Raw genomic sequence first — 14226 nt, 5'->3', positions numbered from 1 at the left:
GATTTTCTTGAGTGAAGAAAATGTGACGAATGATTCGTCACAACTGCTACACGAGTCTCACTTTTAAATGGCTTTGTCCCTCCATCCGGGGGTGTATTGGCCCGTTCTGCCAAGTCGATCGGATTTCGGCCGCCAGAACGATAAAGAAGAGACAGGGAAATGGCTGCAAAGGATTTCTTTCGCCCGGAAGCGATCGCCGCGCAACAACGCCGGTGGCTGGGTGACATCCACATCGCGCAGTCCATGTCCCTGTGGACCTACGCCGGCATCGCCAGCGCGGCTGCCCTCTGCCTGATTCTCTTTCTGGCCTTCGGCCATTACACCCGGCGCGAACGCGTCACCGGACAACTGGTCCCCACCACCGGCCTGATCAACATCACCGCCACCGAAAGCGGAAGGATCACCCGCGTTCTGGTGCGTGAGGGACAGCAGGTCCGGAAAGGCGACCCGCTGCTGGAAATCTCCGGAGAAGTCGACAGCGCCGCGTTCGGCGGCACGCTGGCGAGGGTGAACGCGCAACTGGAATCACAGCGTCGGCGCCTGGCGGACGATCTGTCGATCCAACAGCGATCGCAGGCCCAGCAACGGGATTCCCTTCAAGACAAGCGCCGCCTCCTGCAAGCGCAACTGCAGGAAATCGAAGGACAACTTGCGATCCAGCAACGTCAGGTCGACAGCGCCAGGGATTTATTGAAACGGATCGCACCGCTGCGCAAGGAAGGCTACGTCTCCGCCTTCCAGATCCAGCAGCAGGAATCGACGATGCTCGCCGCGCAGACCCAGTACAAGGCGATGAGCGGCCAGCGGCTGGAATTGCATCAACAGCTGGCCTCGGTCGATCAGCAACTGTCGCAATTGCCGCTGGATGCCTCGATCCAGCGCCACGAAACGGAACGCAAGCTATCCGATGCCGACACCTCGCTCGCGCAGAACGAAGTCCAGCGCGCGCTGCTGCTGCGCGCGCCGCAGGATGGTGTCGTCTCCGCGCTGTTGCCAAAACCGGGACAGTCGCTCAGCACTGGCCAGCCGGTGTTATCGATCCTGCCGCGAGGCGCACGGCTCGAAGCACAGCTGCTGGTCCCCAGTCGCGCGGCGGGCTTCATCGAATCCGGCGATCGCGTGGTGCTGCGCTATCAGGCCTATCCGTACCAGAAGTTCGGCCAGCAATACGGCCGCGTCACCGCGATTTCGCGCAATGCGCTGGCGCCGGCCGAGGTCACGGCGCTGACGGGACAGCAAGTTTCCGAGCCGCGCTATCGCATCGATGTGGCGTTGGAGCGACAGCAGATCCGTGTGTATGGCAAATCCGAATCATTGCGTGCCGGCATGGCGCTGGACGCCGACATCCTGCTGGAACGCCGGCGCCTGATGGAGTGGCTGTTCGAACCGCTCTATGGCCTGAGCAACCAATACGCCGGACGCGAGACGGACAATGGCGGACGGTAGCCCGCGCCAGCCCGACGGCTCTGCGAACACGGCGGTACGTCCGCTGCAGTTCGGCTGGGGCCGCCATCTGCCGATGATCCTGCAGACCGAGGCCACCGAGTGCGCGCTGGCCTGTCTGACGATGATCGCCAGCTACCACGGTCACGACGTCGATCTGGCCGGACTGCGCCGCCGCTTCCCCACGTCGTTGAAGGGAAGCAATCTTGCGCAGCTGATGTCGATGGCGTCCGCACTGCAGATGAGTGGCCGTCCGCTCAGGCTGGAAATGAACGAGCTATCCAAACTCAACACGCCCTGCGTGCTGCACTGGGAGCTCAATCACTTCGTCGTGCTGAAGAAAGTCGACAAACGCGGCATCGTCATTCACGACCCCGCGCGCGGCGAGCGCCGGCTCACCTTCTCCGAGGCCTCCGCCGCTTTCACCGGCATCGCACTGGAGCTGCTGCCTGCGGCCGACTTCGAACCCGTGCAGCAGCGCCAGTCCGTTTCGCTCAAGCAGCTCACCGGCACGATGCATGGCGTCGTGCCTTTTCTGGTACAGATCGCACTGCTGGCGCTGGCGCTCGAAGTCTTCGCCCTGACCAGTCCGTTCTTCATGCAATGGATCATGGATCAGGTGCTGCCCTCGGCCGATCGCGATCTGCTTACCCTGCTGTGCCTGGGATTCCTCACCATCCTGGCCTTGCAGATCGCCATCGGCGCCGCCCGCTCCTGGGCCGTCATGGTATTGGGCATGAAGCTCGGCATTCAGTGGGGCGGCAACGTCGTCGGCCACATGTTGCGCCTGCCCTTGGATTGGTTCGAGAAGCGGCATGTCGGCGATGTCGTCTCGCGACTCGGCTCGATCCAGGCCATCCAGCGCACGCTCACCACGCAATTCATCGGCGCGCTTCTCGACGGGCTGATGTCGGTGATCACCTTGATCGTGCTGATCGCCTACAGCCCCTCGCTCACCGCGATCGTGGTCGGGCTGTTCATCACCTACGCACTGATCCGATGGGCCATCTTCGGCCGCCTGCGGCGCTTGAACGAGGACCAGATCATCTACGCGGCGCGTCAGCAGAGCGAACTGCTGGAATCGATCCGCGGTGTTCTGCCCATCAAGCTCTACAACCAGGAAGAGGAGCGTCGCGCGCGCTACATGAACGCGGTGGTCGACACCACCAACCGCGACATCCGCATCCAGCGCTTCTCGCTCGCCTTCGGCGCGCTCAACCAGATCCTGTTCGGCGTCGGCCGCGTCGCCCTGATCTGGATCGGCGCTTTGCGCGCGCTCGATGGAAGCTTCTCCGCGGGCATGCTCGTGGCCTTCATCGCCTACGCCGACCAGTTCACCAGCCGCGCCGGCAGCCTCGTCGACAAATGGATCGACTTCCGCATGCTCAAGCTGCACACCGAGCGTCTGGCCGACATCGCGCTGAGCGCGCCCGAGCCGCAAGTGGACACCGGCTGGGAAGGCGAACTGAGCGATGCCGGCATCGAACTGCGCAACGTGTCCTTCCGCTATGCCGACGACGAACCCTGGGTGATCCGGCACTGCAACCTGCGCATCGGCAGCGGCGAGTCCGTGGCGATCATCGGCCCATCCGGCTGCGGCAAGACCACGCTGGCGAAGCTGATGCTCGGCCTGCTCGAACCGCAGGAAGGTGAAATCCTGTTCGGCGGCGTGCCCATCCGCAAACTGGGCCTGGCGCGCTATCGCGCGCAGATCGGCGCCGTCATGCAGGAAGACCAATTGTTCGCCGGCTCCATCGCCGACAACATCGCCTTCTTCGATCACGGCATCGACCTGGAACGCGTCCAGCTGTCCGCACGCTGGGCAGCGATCGCTTCCGACATCGCGGCGATGCCGATGGGCTACCAGACCCTGGTCGGCGACATGGGCTCCTCGCTTTCCGGCGGACAGCGGCAGCGCGTGCTCCTGGCGCGCGCGCTGTATCGGCGCCCGCGCCTGCTTCTGCTCGACGAGGCCACCAGCCACCTCGACATCAATCGCGAAAAGCAGGTCAACGAAGCGATCAAGCATTTGCGCACCACGCGCATCGTCATCGCGCACCGGCCCGAAACGATCGCCAGCGCCGACCGGGTCATCGATCTATGGCCCAAGCCCCAAAACTGATCGTCCAGCGCGCGATGGACGATCGTGACCCGTGCCAGACGGGGTATCTGGCAGTAGTTCATCCCTCACAACAGGAGTACATCCATGCAAGAACTCAGCCTCCAGGAAGCCACCCAGGTGTCCGGCGCGGGCACCCTGATCGGCGATGCCATCATCGGTATCGACAATCTGGCCAATCAGTTCCTCAACACGACGCTCGTTTCGTCGGTTGGCAAGCTGTTCGATGCCGTCGATCCCCTCACCTTCGGCATCTCCGGTGCCATCCACCAAGCCGCTGACCTGGCCGGCTACACCGTGTTCCGCACGGTGGAAGTGATCGGCAATCTGCTCGGCGGCGAAGGCACCGTCGAGTATCACTACCCGACCGAGCACGGCCCGGCTCCGTTCTGAGCCTGACGCGTTCGTCATTGCGTGCCCGGGGTCGACACCGGGCATGCATCGGCGATGCCGTCAACACCTGGCCGTAGGCAAGCGGCATTTCCGCGACAAGCCAGGTCGCTTTCAAATCCTTCCATCCAGTCCCGGGCAATCGGGATTCGGGCGCGCTTGCGCCCAGGCACATCACTTCAATTCCCAAAGATTTCCATTTCCAGAGCCTCCCCCATGTCGAACTCCGATAGCAAACACGATCCGAACAACGGATCCGCTCCCCAAGACACTTCCAGACGGCGCTTCGTGGGCAAGACGCTCTCCGCGGGCGCTGCGCTGGCCACGATCGCGTGGATGCCCGCCTTCCAGGTCGACGCCGGCGAACTCGGTGACGCTCCCACTAGTTTTCCCTCGCAGGTTCGCCTGTACAAACAAGCCTTCGAGAACTGGGCCGGCGACATCAAGGTCGACGACGCCTGGACCTGCTCGCCCGTCAACGAAGACGACGTGCTGCAGGTCGTCAACTGGGCATTCCAGAACGGCTTCAAGGTGCGCGCGCGCGGCGCGATGCACAACTGGTCGCCATTGACCTTCCAGCCGGGACAGGACGCGTCCGGCGTGCTGTTGATCGACACCACCACGTCCCTCAACAAGGTCCAGATCGACACCAGCACGCACCCCGCGCGAGTGACGGCACAAACCGGCGTGCTGATGCAGGATCTCATGGCAAAGCTCGAAGCCGCCGGCCTCGGATTCATCTCCACGCCAGCCCCGGGCGACATCACGCTGGGCGGTGCCTTGGCCATCAACGGACACGGCACGGCTGTTCCGGCGCCAGGCGAGAAGGTGCAACCCGGACACAGCTTCGGTTCGGTGAGCAACAGCGTGCTTTCACTCACGGCGGTGGTCTGGGAGCACGCCTCCGGCCGCTACGTGCTGAAAACCTTCCGCCGCGACGAATTCGAATCCGCGGCCTTCCTCACGCATCTTGGCCGCGCCTTCATCACCAGCGCCACGCTGCAGTCCGGTCCGAACCAGTATCTGCGCTGCCAGAGCTTCACCGACATCACCACCGACGAACTGTTCGCTCCGCCCGGTTCCGGCGGCCGCACCTTCGCCAGCTTCCTGGACAGCGCCGGCCGCATCGAAACGATCACCTTTCCGTTCACCCGCACGCCCTGGACCAAGGTCTGGACGGTCTCGCCGAAGCGTCCGCTGTTCTCGCGCCCCGTCTTCGCGCCGTTCAACTACATCTTCGCCGAGAACCTGCCGAAGCTGGTCACCGACCTGATCGGCGACATCAACCGCGGCATCGCCGCGATCACGCCGTTGTTCGGCGCGACCCAGCTCGCCGCCGTGCAGGCGGGCCTCGTGGCGACATTGAACCTCGACATCTGGGGCGCGTCGAAGAACACGCTGCTGTACGTCAAACCCAGCACCTTGCGTGTCACCGCGAACGGCTACGCGATCCTCACCCGACGCTCCGACGTGCAGCGCGTCGTGCACGAATTCGTCAAGCAGTACGACAAGATGATTGCCGACTACCAGAGTCGTCACCAGTATCCGATGAATGGCCCGGTCGAGATTCGCGTCACCGGTTTGGACTCGCCGTCGGAAGCCGCCATCAACGGCGCGGTCGCGCCTTTGCTCTCGGCACTCAGGCCACGTCCCGACAAACCGGAGTGGGATGTCGCGGTATGGCTCGATATCCTCACCCTGCCGGGCACGGCGCACGCCAACGAGTTCTATCGGGAAATGGAGGAATGGGTGTTCTCCAACTACACCGGAGACTACGCACAGGCTCGCGTCGAATGGAGCAAGGGCTGGGGCTATACCGACGCCCAGGCCTGGGACAATCCGCATGTGCTGTCTTCGGTCGTTCCCGAGTCGATCAGCATCGGGCAGCCGGCGAACGCGCAATGGGAGACGGCGCGCAAGATTCTGGACAAGTACGATCCGGCCCGAGTGTTCACCTCGCCACTGCTGGACAGGCTGTTGTAATCAGTGACCTCAAGCGACCGGGCAGTTTCGAGTTCGAAAACCCTTGCCCACCCAGCAAAAAGGCCATCTTCGGATGGCCTTTTTCATTCCCTCATCTGGTGCCCGGAGTCGGAATCGAACCGACATGACCTTGCGGTCGAGGGATTTTAAGTCCCTTGCGTCTACCAGTTTCGCCATCCGGGCATGCCGTTTAGTTTGCCTGAACCCGCGACGCCAGATCAAAAGATCTCAAGCAGTCAGGGTTCAACACAGCCCAAAGGGTACTTCACGCTGAGCGCGGAGCCTGTTTCAGATGCCGCCCCGTTGTCGGGTCACCGCGAACTCACTCCGCCGCCGCCGGGAATGCCGGCAGCTTCGATACGTCCTCTTCCTCGTGCTGGATGATCAAGGCCGCACGCAAATTCTTCGCGAGCTTGCCGAAACGATCCATCGAGGCTAGCGATTGCGCGCGGTCCGTGTTGAACGAGGGGACGCCCATCGACTCCATGTTCTCGCGGAAATGCACCACGTCGCCCGACAGCAGCACGGCCCCGCGCTTGGGCAACTGCACCAGCAACCCGTGATGGCCCGGCGTGTGTCCGGGGAGATCGAGCATCACGACGCTGCCGTCTCCGAAGACATCGTGGTCGCCGTTGATTTTTTCGACCTTGGCATCCTTGCGCAGCCAAGGGGCAAGCAGCTTCGCGCGCCATTCCTGGCCCGGCTGGCCAAGAATGTCGAAATCCTTCTGGCCGATCAGTAGCTTCGCCTGCGGAAAATCCGCCGCCTGGCCGATATGGTCGAAGTGATAGTGGCTGATGCCGATCATGGAAATCTGCGACGGCTCGACTCCAATCCTGGCCAGCTGCTCGACGACGGTGGTGGCCAACGAATTGGAATCCGCATCGCCACGAGCAAACGGCTTGTGCAGATATTCCCGCGACAAGCCCGCATCCCAGAGCAGATAGGTCTCGCCATGTCGGATGAGGTAGCAGCTTCCTACGAAGTACTTGCTCCGGCCGACGTATGCGCGCGTATCGGACATTTCGTCCAGGTTGAAAGTCCACAACTCGCCACAGTCCAGTCGCCACAGGCGCAGGCTTGGCTTCGTGGCCGGCGCGGCTGCGATCAGGGACAGAGGAAAAGCAAGGAGCGCAACAGCAAGTAGGCGTAGACAGGCGTTCATTGTCTAGTTCGCGGTGTTGGATGATGTCGGCTTGATGGCTCTCATGATCTCACGCATTGCCTGCACGCGATCAGGATCTTCAACGACTTCCGCCATGCATTTCAGGCAATCCCCGCCGCAGTCCAAGGTTTCGGGTCTGTCAGGCTGATCGAGTTTGACGCCGCAGATTTGGCAATGATGTTGGCAAGATTCCATTTCTTAAGCGTTCGTTGCCCGCGACTTCTAGGGTATTCCCTAGGTACCCCTGCCCTTGGATGGCAGTTAGTCTGACATCGCCAAGCATCGCTCGATGCGATGAGCGATTGCTGCCCGGCAATTTTTTATTTAAGGAGTGATTGTCATGGTTGACTCTGCTTCCGGCACCTCGGGTGCTTCAGGCGCCAACAGCACCAGTTCTGCGAATTCGACAGCGAACGAATCCAAATTTGGGGCGCATGCGCCCAATGTCCAAAAGGCCAACGATGCTGCGAAAGCCGCTGCTGATGCGGCGGTGGAAGCCGCGAGAGCCTGTAATGATCCTACTGCGGCACAGGCTGCGGCTGATCGAGCCAAAGCAGCTGCCGACAAGGCGGTTGCGGCCTCAGATGCTGTCAACGCCGAGATAGGGGCTACGATTACAACGGATGAAGGCTTGGCGGCATACGAAGAATCAGGGAACGCGGCAGCCAGTGCGATTGAATCCGCGAAAGCCGCGCAGACGTCTGCTGACAGTGCGAAAGCATCGCGTTGTGAAAGCGTCCCGATGTCGCAGTCACGCCCTACCGCCCCCACTTCCTTGGCGCTGGGCACCATCAATCAACTTGGCACGATGACGGTGAGTGGCGCGACCTCCACATATGCGGACGTTGCGCAGAACCGATCGTAAGTTGATGAGCTGATTCTGAAGGGATCCTCGTGAGGGGACCCTGGCGGACTGATCCCGCTCGATCGCTCGCAGCACGGCGAAGCACCCGTTCTCACGGGGAGTCTCCGGTGCAATGGAGGCCTGGGTCGGAATCGAACCGGCGTACGCGGATTTGCAGTCCGCTGCATGACCACTCTGCCACCAGGCCGGTGACGATGCGCCGAGGCTGGCGCATCCGGGCGGCGTTTTCAAGCGCCCGATAAAGCAAAACCCCGGATGCCGGGGTTTCCTCTCGAAGTCCGCCGCCCGATGGCGACGTCCTCGTATTTCTTGAAACTGGAGCGGGAAACGAGACTCGAACTCGCGACCCCGACCTTGGCAAGGTCGTGCTCTACCAACTGAGCTATTCCCGCGGAGGAGGCGAAATTTTACCGTCAGATGTCGGCGTGTCAACTGTTGCGCCCTCGCTCGCGCGCAAAACCGGCCATGCGGCCCGCAAATAGGCGTATCCGGAGACGAGCGTGAGGATCGCGGCGATCGCCAATAGCCAGTCGCCGATGTGGAAAACGACCTCGCCCAGGAACAGTTCAGGTCGCGGCTGCTTGCCCGGCGCGGGCGAAACCGCATAAAGCAGGCACAGCAGGGCGAGCATCTGCGCCATGGTCTTGATCTTGCCGATGAACGCCACCTGCACCCGCGCGCGCTGGCCGAGCTCGGCCATCCACTCGCGCAGCGCCGATACCGCGATCTCGCGACCGACGATCACCGCCGCCCATAACGCCATCCACGCGGTCGGATGCCCCTGCACAATCAGGAACAGGGCGGTGGCGACCATGAGTTTGTCGGCGACCGGGTCCAGGAATGCGCCGAACGCCGAGTACAGGTGGTAGCGGCGGGCGATCCAGCCATCGAGCCAGTCGGTGATCGCGGCCAGCGCAAAGATGGCTGCCGCGGCGAAGTTGGTCCACTTGTACGGCAGATAGAACACCAGCATCAGCACCGGGATCATCATGATGCGCAGCAGCGTCAGCCAGGTAGGGAGAGTCAGCTTCATCCGATGATCTGTCGAGTGCGGTGCGGGGACATCTTAGTGCAGTGATGGGGGCGGAAAGTGAGGAATCGAGGGCTTTCGTTTGATGCTCCTGCACAAAAACCCGCGCATGCACCCGTGCGTGACCATTGACCTGTCGAAAATCGGCAGCCTTTCACCCTACGAGGAAGATGCGATCCATCGGAATTGCGGTGGCGCCATGGCCGCGGATCATTCGCCGCACGGCATGGCCCGGAATTCACGCCCGGGACCGCTCACCCATGCAATGTCGCGTAGATGCGCTCGGCCAGGGCCGCATTGATGCCCTCGACCTGGGCGATCTCATCCACCCCCGCCTTCTTCAGGCCGCCGAGACCGCCGAAATGCTTGAGCAGGCTGGCACGCCGGCGCGGCCCGATGCCGGGGATGTCCTCCAGGCGGCTGACGTTGCGCGCCTTCTGCCGGCGCCCGCGATGTCCGGTGATGGCGAAACGGTGGGCCTCATCGCGCACCTGCTGGATCAGCTGCAAGCCCAGGGACGCCGCGCCCGGGCGCAACTCACGGCCATCCGGCAGCAGCAGGGTCTCGTGGCCGGGCTTGCGCGCCTCGCCCTTGGCCACACCGACCAGCATGACGCCGGTGATGCCGAAATCGGTGAGGACTTCCCTCGCCTGCGCCACCTGGCCGGCGCCGCCATCGATCAGGAGCACGTCGGGGAGGATGCCGAGGCCTTCGCGGGCGCCGCCCGCCTCCCCGCCTTCGGCTTCCAACTGCTCGACGGCGCGGCGGAAGCGCCGCTCCAGGGCCTGCTTCATCGCCGCGTAGTCGTCACCGGGTTCGATGCCGGCGATGTTGTAGCGCCGGTACTGGCTGCGGACCGGGCCGGCGGCGTCGAACACCACGCACGAGGCCACCGTCGCCTCGCCCATGGTGTGGCTGATGTCGAAGCATTCGATCCGCTGCGGCAGATCCTCCAGGCCGAGCAGGTCGCGCAGGGATTCGGCGCGCGCATGCTGGGCGGCCTGGCTGCCGAGTTCGGTGGCGAGCGTCATCTCGGCGTTGCGCCGCGCCAGGTCGAGGTAGCCCGCCCGCTCGCCGCGCACGCTGGTCTTGATCGCGACGCGGCGGCCGGCGACGGTGCTGAACACGTTCTCCAGCAGTTCGGCGTCCTCGATGTCGCGATCGAGCACGATCTCGCGAGGCGGCGTCTGCTCGGCGTAATACTGCGAGACGAACGCCGACAGCACCTCCGCGGCATTGTCGCTGCCGTTGGTCTTCGGGAAAAACGAGCGCGTGCCGAGGTTGCGGCCGTCGCGGAAGGCCAGCAGCAGCACGCAGGCATGCGTGCCCTGCATGGCACAGGCCAGCACATCGAGATCGGCGGCGTTGCCGTCGACGTACTGGCGTGCCTGCAGGCGGCGGATCCCCGTGATCAGGTCGCGCAGGCGGCCGGCTTCCTCGAAATCCAGGCGTTCGCTGGCCGCTTCCATCGCCTTGAGCAGTTCCTCGCCCAGTTCGTCGCTGCGACCATCCAGGAACAGCCCGACGCGGCGCACCGCCTCGGCGTAATCGCGCGCCTGCACCAGGCCGACGCAAGGCGCGTTGCACCGTCCGATCTGGTACTGCAGGCACGGCCGCGAACGATTGCGGAACACGCTGTCCTCGCAGCTGCGCAGCTTGAACAGCTTGTGCATTAGATTGAGTGTCTCGCGCACCGCGCCGACGCTGGGATACGGCCCGAAATAGCGTCCCGGAATCGCACGCGCGCCGCGATGCAGGGCCAATCGCGGCCAGGCTTCCTGGGTGAGCAGCACGTAGGGATAGCTCTTGTCGTCGCGCAGCATCACGTTGTAGCGCGGCTTGAGCGACTTGATCAGCTGGTTTTCCAGCAGCAGCGCCTCGCCCTCGTTGCGCGTCACCGTGACGTCCATGCGTGCGACCTGCGCCAGCATCGCCATGGTGCGTGCGTTCTTTGGCGAGGCGTTGAAATAACTGCCCACGCGCTTGCGCAACTCGCGCGCCTTGCCCACGTACAGCACGCTGTCGTCGGCCGCGAACATGCGATACACGCCGGGCGCGGTGCTCAGGCCGCGCGCGAACGCCTTGCCGTCGAATTCCTCGAGATTAGGGTCTGCTGGCATATCCGGGATAGGTTGCGTTGAGCCTCAGAGGCCACCAGGTGGTGTTGCGTGGCGCCGCGCCTTGCTGCCTGCAAGGTCAAGCCGCGCGGCGCCGCATGGTGGCCTCTGAGGCTCAACCCGAAGGGCGAAGCGCGGCCTATGCCGGATATGCCAGCAGACCCTCGTCATTCGCCGATCGGAACGTGTCGCAGAATGCCCTCTTGCACGTCCAGCCGCAGTACGGCGTGGGCATCGCTGTCGGCGATCCAGACCGCGCCGTTCGCCACCGCGAGACCGGCCGGCGCATGCAGACGATGCAGGAGGGAAATCGTGTTGACCTCGCCGCCGCCCAGGCGCAGGGTGCGCAGCGCGTCGTTGCCGCTGTCGGCGATCCAGAGCACCGGTGCGTTCGGATCCAGCGCGATCGCCTGCGGCTGCTGCAGACGCGCCTCGCCGCGCGCGCCGTCGACGTGGCCGTGTTCCCACACCCCCTGCCCCAGCAAGGTGGTGACCTGGCCAGTGCGGATGTTGACGCTGCGGATCGCGGAACCAGCGCCGTCGCAGACGTACAGCAGCTGCTGCACCGCCGCCAGCGCCACCGGCTCGGCGAACGCCGCCGCGGTGCCGACACCGTCGATCACATCGAGCGCGCCCGATCCGGCGAGCAGGCGAATCTCGCGCCGCCCCAGATCGAGCGACCAGATCCGGTTGTCGCCCGCGGTGACGATGTGCATCGTGCCCGAGGGATCGATCGCGACGGCGCGCGGCTGATCCAGCGCCACCCGACGCGGATCGGTGAACACGCCCGGCTCCGGTTGGCCCGGCCGCCCGGCACCGCAGACCGTATCGACCTCGCCCGTTCGCAGATCGACGCGCCGGATCGCATGATTGCCGCTGTCGGCGACGAAAAGATTGTTGTGGTGGACGCACAGCGCGCGCGGCTGGTTGAACGCCGACAGCTCCATCGGCCCGTCGATGAACCCCGGCCCGCCGCTGCCGTACTGGCGCAGCACGCGTCCGCCAGGATCGCAGGCCAGGATGCGGTGATGGCCGCTGTCGGCGACGTAGAGCGTGCCGGCGTCCAGCGCCAGCCCGGCCGGAAAGTTCAGGGGCAGCAGCGGCTCGCGCATCTGCCGCAATTCGATGGGATCGGCGTCGTAGGCGGGCACCACGGCCTCGTCCTGCAACTCCGCCACCGCCGCGTCCAGCTCTCGCGCCTGAGTGTCACCGACCCAGCGCTTGCGCACCTTGCCGGCGGCGTCGATCAGGACGACGGTCGGCCAGGCCTCGATGCCGTACTGCTGCCACAAGGTCCAGTCAGGATCATGGGCGACGGGAAATTCGAACCGCTGGCGCCGCAGCAGCATCATCACCCGGCCGGAATCGCGCTCGCTCTCAAAGCGCGGCACGTGCACCGCCACCACGTTGATGTGATCACCGTGCCGCCGACGCAGATTGGCCAGATCGCCCAGCCGCTGCTGGCACCAGGCCGACCCCGCGTTGACGAAGGCGAGCGCACACACCTTCCCGCGCAGCTGCGCCATGCGCAGCGGCTGGGTCAGGTTCAGCCATTCGAGATTGCCCGGGAACTCCGGTGCGACGGCAAGGGTGGTCATGTGCGGTCAGCTTCCCGCCTGCACGCGGAGGCGTCAACCAGTTCCAGAGGCCGTCGACAGCCCCGGGGCCAGCAACCGCGCCACGATCACCCGCGCGCCCTCGTCCACCTGCTGCCAGACGCGTTCGAAATCGGCTTCGCCGCCCTCGTAGGGATCGCGAATGGCACCCTCCAGGCCGGCCCACTCCATGAACAGGGACAGCGCCGCGGGCGCCCCCGCCGGTGCCAGTGCCCGCACATCGCGCAGATTGGCGTGGTCGGCGCAGAGCAGCGCATCGAACCGACCGAAATCCTGGAACTGCAGCTTGCGTGCCCGCAGGCCGGAAATGTCGACGCCATGCCGCCGCGCCGTGGCGATCGCGCGCGGATCGGGCGGATCGCCGGCATGCCAGCCACCCGTGCCAGCCGAATCGATCCGCACCACATCCGACAACCCCGCCTCGACCACGCGCGCACGCAGCGCCCCTTCCGCCATCGGTGAACGGCAGATGTTGCCGAGGCAGACGACCAGCAAGCGCAGGGGCTCAGTCATCGGAAATTACTCATCGGAGTCGCTCAGCCTGCGTTCCGCACGGGCAAGATCCTCGGGCGTATCGATCCCGCCCGGGAAAGCCTCCGGCGTCAGCCCGACCGCGATGCGGAACCCGGCTTCGAGCACGCGCAACTGCTCCAGCGATTCCAACTGCTCGAGCCGCCCCGGCGGTAACTTGGTGAAATGCCGCAGGAATCCGGCGCGATAAGCATAGATACCGATATGACGCAGACATTCGCCAGGCACCAGCACGCGGCGATCCTGCGCGAACGCATCGCGATGCCACGGAATCGGCGCGCGGCTGAAATACAGCGCATGACCGGCATCGGTGCGCACCAGCTTCACCGCATTCGGATCGAACAGCACATCCGGATCGAGAATGGCCTCCGCCAGCGTCGTCATCTCGGCATCACCGGACGTCAACAGCGCCGCCACCGCACGAATCGCCGCCGCCGGCGCGAAGGGCTCATCTCCCTGCAGATTGACCACAGGTGTGTCATCACTCCAGCCCGCGATGTCCGCACACTCGGCGAGACGATCACTCCCCGAAGCATGCCCCTTGGCCGTCATCGCCACCCGCACCCCGCTCCCCTCCAACGCCCGCGCGATGCGCTCGTCATCAGCCGCCACCCACACCTCCCGCGCACCGGCGGCCAGCGCCCGGCGCGCAACGTGCAGCACCAGCGGCTCGCCCGCGAGCAGGCGCAAGGGCTTGCCCGGCAGCCGTGTGGCGTCAAAACGAGCCGGGATGGCAACGACGAAGTCGGAAGAGGACGACATGAGAATCAGAAACCACAAGAGATACGAAAGCGTAACCGCTTTTGCTTCTAAAAACGCTTGAACGCAGTCGACAACCGGAGACCCGAAGGGCGGCGCACAGGGATGTGCGCCGTTTTTCGACCGAGCCATGGATGGCGAGTCGAAAAATCCCGATAGCAATGAAGTCATGGGATTGCTTCGTCGGGAAAAGCGTTTTTCTTTGGTT

General features: G+C 64.3%; 11 protein-coding genes and 3 tRNA genes. 5 read left to right on the top strand and 9 right to left on the bottom strand.

Annotated features, from left to right (window positions below):
- The first annotated feature begins 159 nt into the window (after positions 1–159).
- The 4 genes from AC1RNP_RS17395 (at position 160) to AC1RNP_RS17380 (ending at position 5935) form a co-directional block, all read left to right on the top strand.
- The gene (locus AC1RNP_RS17395; protein ID WP_493052541.1) at positions 160–1446 is read left to right on the top strand and encodes an HlyD family secretion protein; all 1287 of its coding nucleotides are present in this window, start codon (positions 160–162) and stop codon (positions 1444–1446) included.
- Positions 1433–3565 carry a peptidase domain-containing ABC transporter gene (locus AC1RNP_RS17390; protein WP_493052539.1) on the top strand — a complete coding sequence of 711 codons (2133 nt, stop codon included), beginning with the start codon at positions 1433–1435 and terminating at the stop codon, positions 3563–3565. The genes AC1RNP_RS17395 and AC1RNP_RS17390 overlap by 14 nt, the downstream gene beginning before the upstream one ends.
- A gap of 84 nt (positions 3566–3649) precedes the next feature.
- Positions 3650–3955 (top strand): hypothetical protein, encoded by a 306-nt coding sequence (locus AC1RNP_RS17385; protein WP_493052538.1) that lies wholly within the window; start codon positions 3650–3652, stop codon positions 3953–3955.
- Between the two features lie 213 nt (positions 3956–4168).
- On the top strand, positions 4169–5935 hold the full coding sequence (locus AC1RNP_RS17380; RefSeq protein ID WP_493052537.1) for a cholesterol oxidase substrate-binding domain-containing protein: 1767 nt from the start codon (positions 4169–4171) through the stop codon (positions 5933–5935).
- A 96-nt stretch (positions 5936–6031) separates the two neighbouring features.
- Here AC1RNP_RS17380 and AC1RNP_RS17375 read toward each other — a convergent pair.
- Positions 6032–6118: transfer RNA gene (locus AC1RNP_RS17375), tRNA-Leu, on the bottom strand.
- Positions 6119–6257: 139 nt separating this feature from the next.
- Positions 6258–6959, bottom strand: a complete 702-nt coding sequence (locus AC1RNP_RS17370; protein WP_493052536.1) for an N-acyl homoserine lactonase family protein — start codon at positions 6957–6959, stop codon at positions 6258–6260.
- Positions 6960–7440: 481 nt separating this feature from the next.
- On the opposite strand from AC1RNP_RS17370, the gene AC1RNP_RS17365 reads away from it, so the two are divergent.
- Positions 7441–7965, top strand: a complete 525-nt coding sequence (locus tag AC1RNP_RS17365) for a hypothetical protein (protein ID WP_493052535.1) — start codon at positions 7441–7443, stop codon at positions 7963–7965.
- Positions 7966–8078: 113 nt separating this feature from the next.
- Here the strand turns inward: AC1RNP_RS17365 and AC1RNP_RS17360 are convergent.
- The 7 genes from AC1RNP_RS17360 to kdsB form a co-directional block, all read right to left on the bottom strand.
- Positions 8079–8152 (bottom strand) — tRNA-Cys (locus tag AC1RNP_RS17360).
- Between the two features lie 129 nt (positions 8153–8281).
- Positions 8282–8357: transfer RNA gene (locus AC1RNP_RS17355), tRNA-Gly, on the bottom strand.
- A complete protein-coding gene (gene pgsA / locus AC1RNP_RS17350) occupies positions 8348–8998 on the bottom strand; it encodes a CDP-diacylglycerol--glycerol-3-phosphate 3-phosphatidyltransferase (RefSeq protein ID WP_493052534.1) in 651 nt (216 codons plus the stop codon). The genes AC1RNP_RS17355 and pgsA overlap by 10 nt, the downstream gene beginning before the upstream one ends.
- A 251-nt stretch (positions 8999–9249) precedes the next feature.
- Positions 9250–11115: an excinuclease ABC subunit UvrC gene (uvrC, locus tag AC1RNP_RS17345; protein ID WP_493052533.1), complete on the bottom strand. Its 1866-nt coding sequence runs from the start codon at positions 11113–11115 to the stop codon at positions 9250–9252.
- Positions 11116–11279: 164 nt separating this feature from the next.
- Positions 11280–12710, bottom strand: coding sequence for a redoxin domain-containing protein (locus AC1RNP_RS17340; RefSeq protein WP_493052532.1), 1431 nt, complete (start codon positions 12708–12710; stop codon positions 11280–11282).
- A 33-nt stretch (positions 12711–12743) separates the two neighbouring features.
- A complete protein-coding gene (locus tag AC1RNP_RS17335; protein ID WP_493052559.1) occupies positions 12744–13229 on the bottom strand; it encodes a low molecular weight protein-tyrosine-phosphatase in 486 nt (161 codons plus the stop codon).
- A gap of 18 nt (positions 13230–13247) precedes the next feature.
- Positions 13248–14021, bottom strand: a complete 774-nt coding sequence (gene kdsB, locus AC1RNP_RS17330) for a 3-deoxy-manno-octulosonate cytidylyltransferase (protein WP_493052558.1) — start codon at positions 14019–14021, stop codon at positions 13248–13250.
- Positions 14022–14226 lie beyond the last annotated feature (205 nt).

Source organism: Luteimonas sp. GW821-FHT14E02 (assembly GCF_058803905.1).
This window is presented reverse-complemented; position numbering and strand designations above follow the sequence as displayed.

Coding starts and splice junctions, on each gene's coding strand:
- AC1RNP_RS17395 (WP_493052541.1), top strand. CDS start 160: ATGGCTGCAAAGGATTTCTTTCGCCCGGAAGCGATCGCCGCGCAACAA.
- AC1RNP_RS17390 (WP_493052539.1), top strand. CDS start 1,433: ATGGCGGACGGTAGCCCGCGCCAGCCCGACGGCTCTGCGAACACGGCG.
- AC1RNP_RS17385 (WP_493052538.1), top strand. CDS start 3,650: ATGCAAGAACTCAGCCTCCAGGAAGCCACCCAGGTGTCCGGCGCGGGC.
- AC1RNP_RS17380 (WP_493052537.1), top strand. CDS start 4,169: ATGTCGAACTCCGATAGCAAACACGATCCGAACAACGGATCCGCTCCC.
- AC1RNP_RS17370 (WP_493052536.1), bottom strand. CDS start 6,959: ATGTCCGATACGCGCGCATACGTCGGCCGGAGCAAGTACTTCGTAGGA.
- AC1RNP_RS17365 (WP_493052535.1), top strand. CDS start 7,441: ATGGTTGACTCTGCTTCCGGCACCTCGGGTGCTTCAGGCGCCAACAGC.
- pgsA (WP_493052534.1), bottom strand. CDS start 8,998: ATGAAGCTGACTCTCCCTACCTGGCTGACGCTGCTGCGCATCATGATG.
- uvrC (WP_493052533.1), bottom strand. CDS start 11,115: ATGCCAGCAGACCCTAATCTCGAGGAATTCGACGGCAAGGCGTTCGCG.
- AC1RNP_RS17340 (WP_493052532.1), bottom strand. CDS start 12,710: ATGACCACCCTTGCCGTCGCACCGGAGTTCCCGGGCAATCTCGAATGG.
- kdsB (WP_493052558.1), bottom strand. CDS start 14,021: ATGTCGTCCTCTTCCGACTTCGTCGTTGCCATCCCGGCTCGTTTTGAC.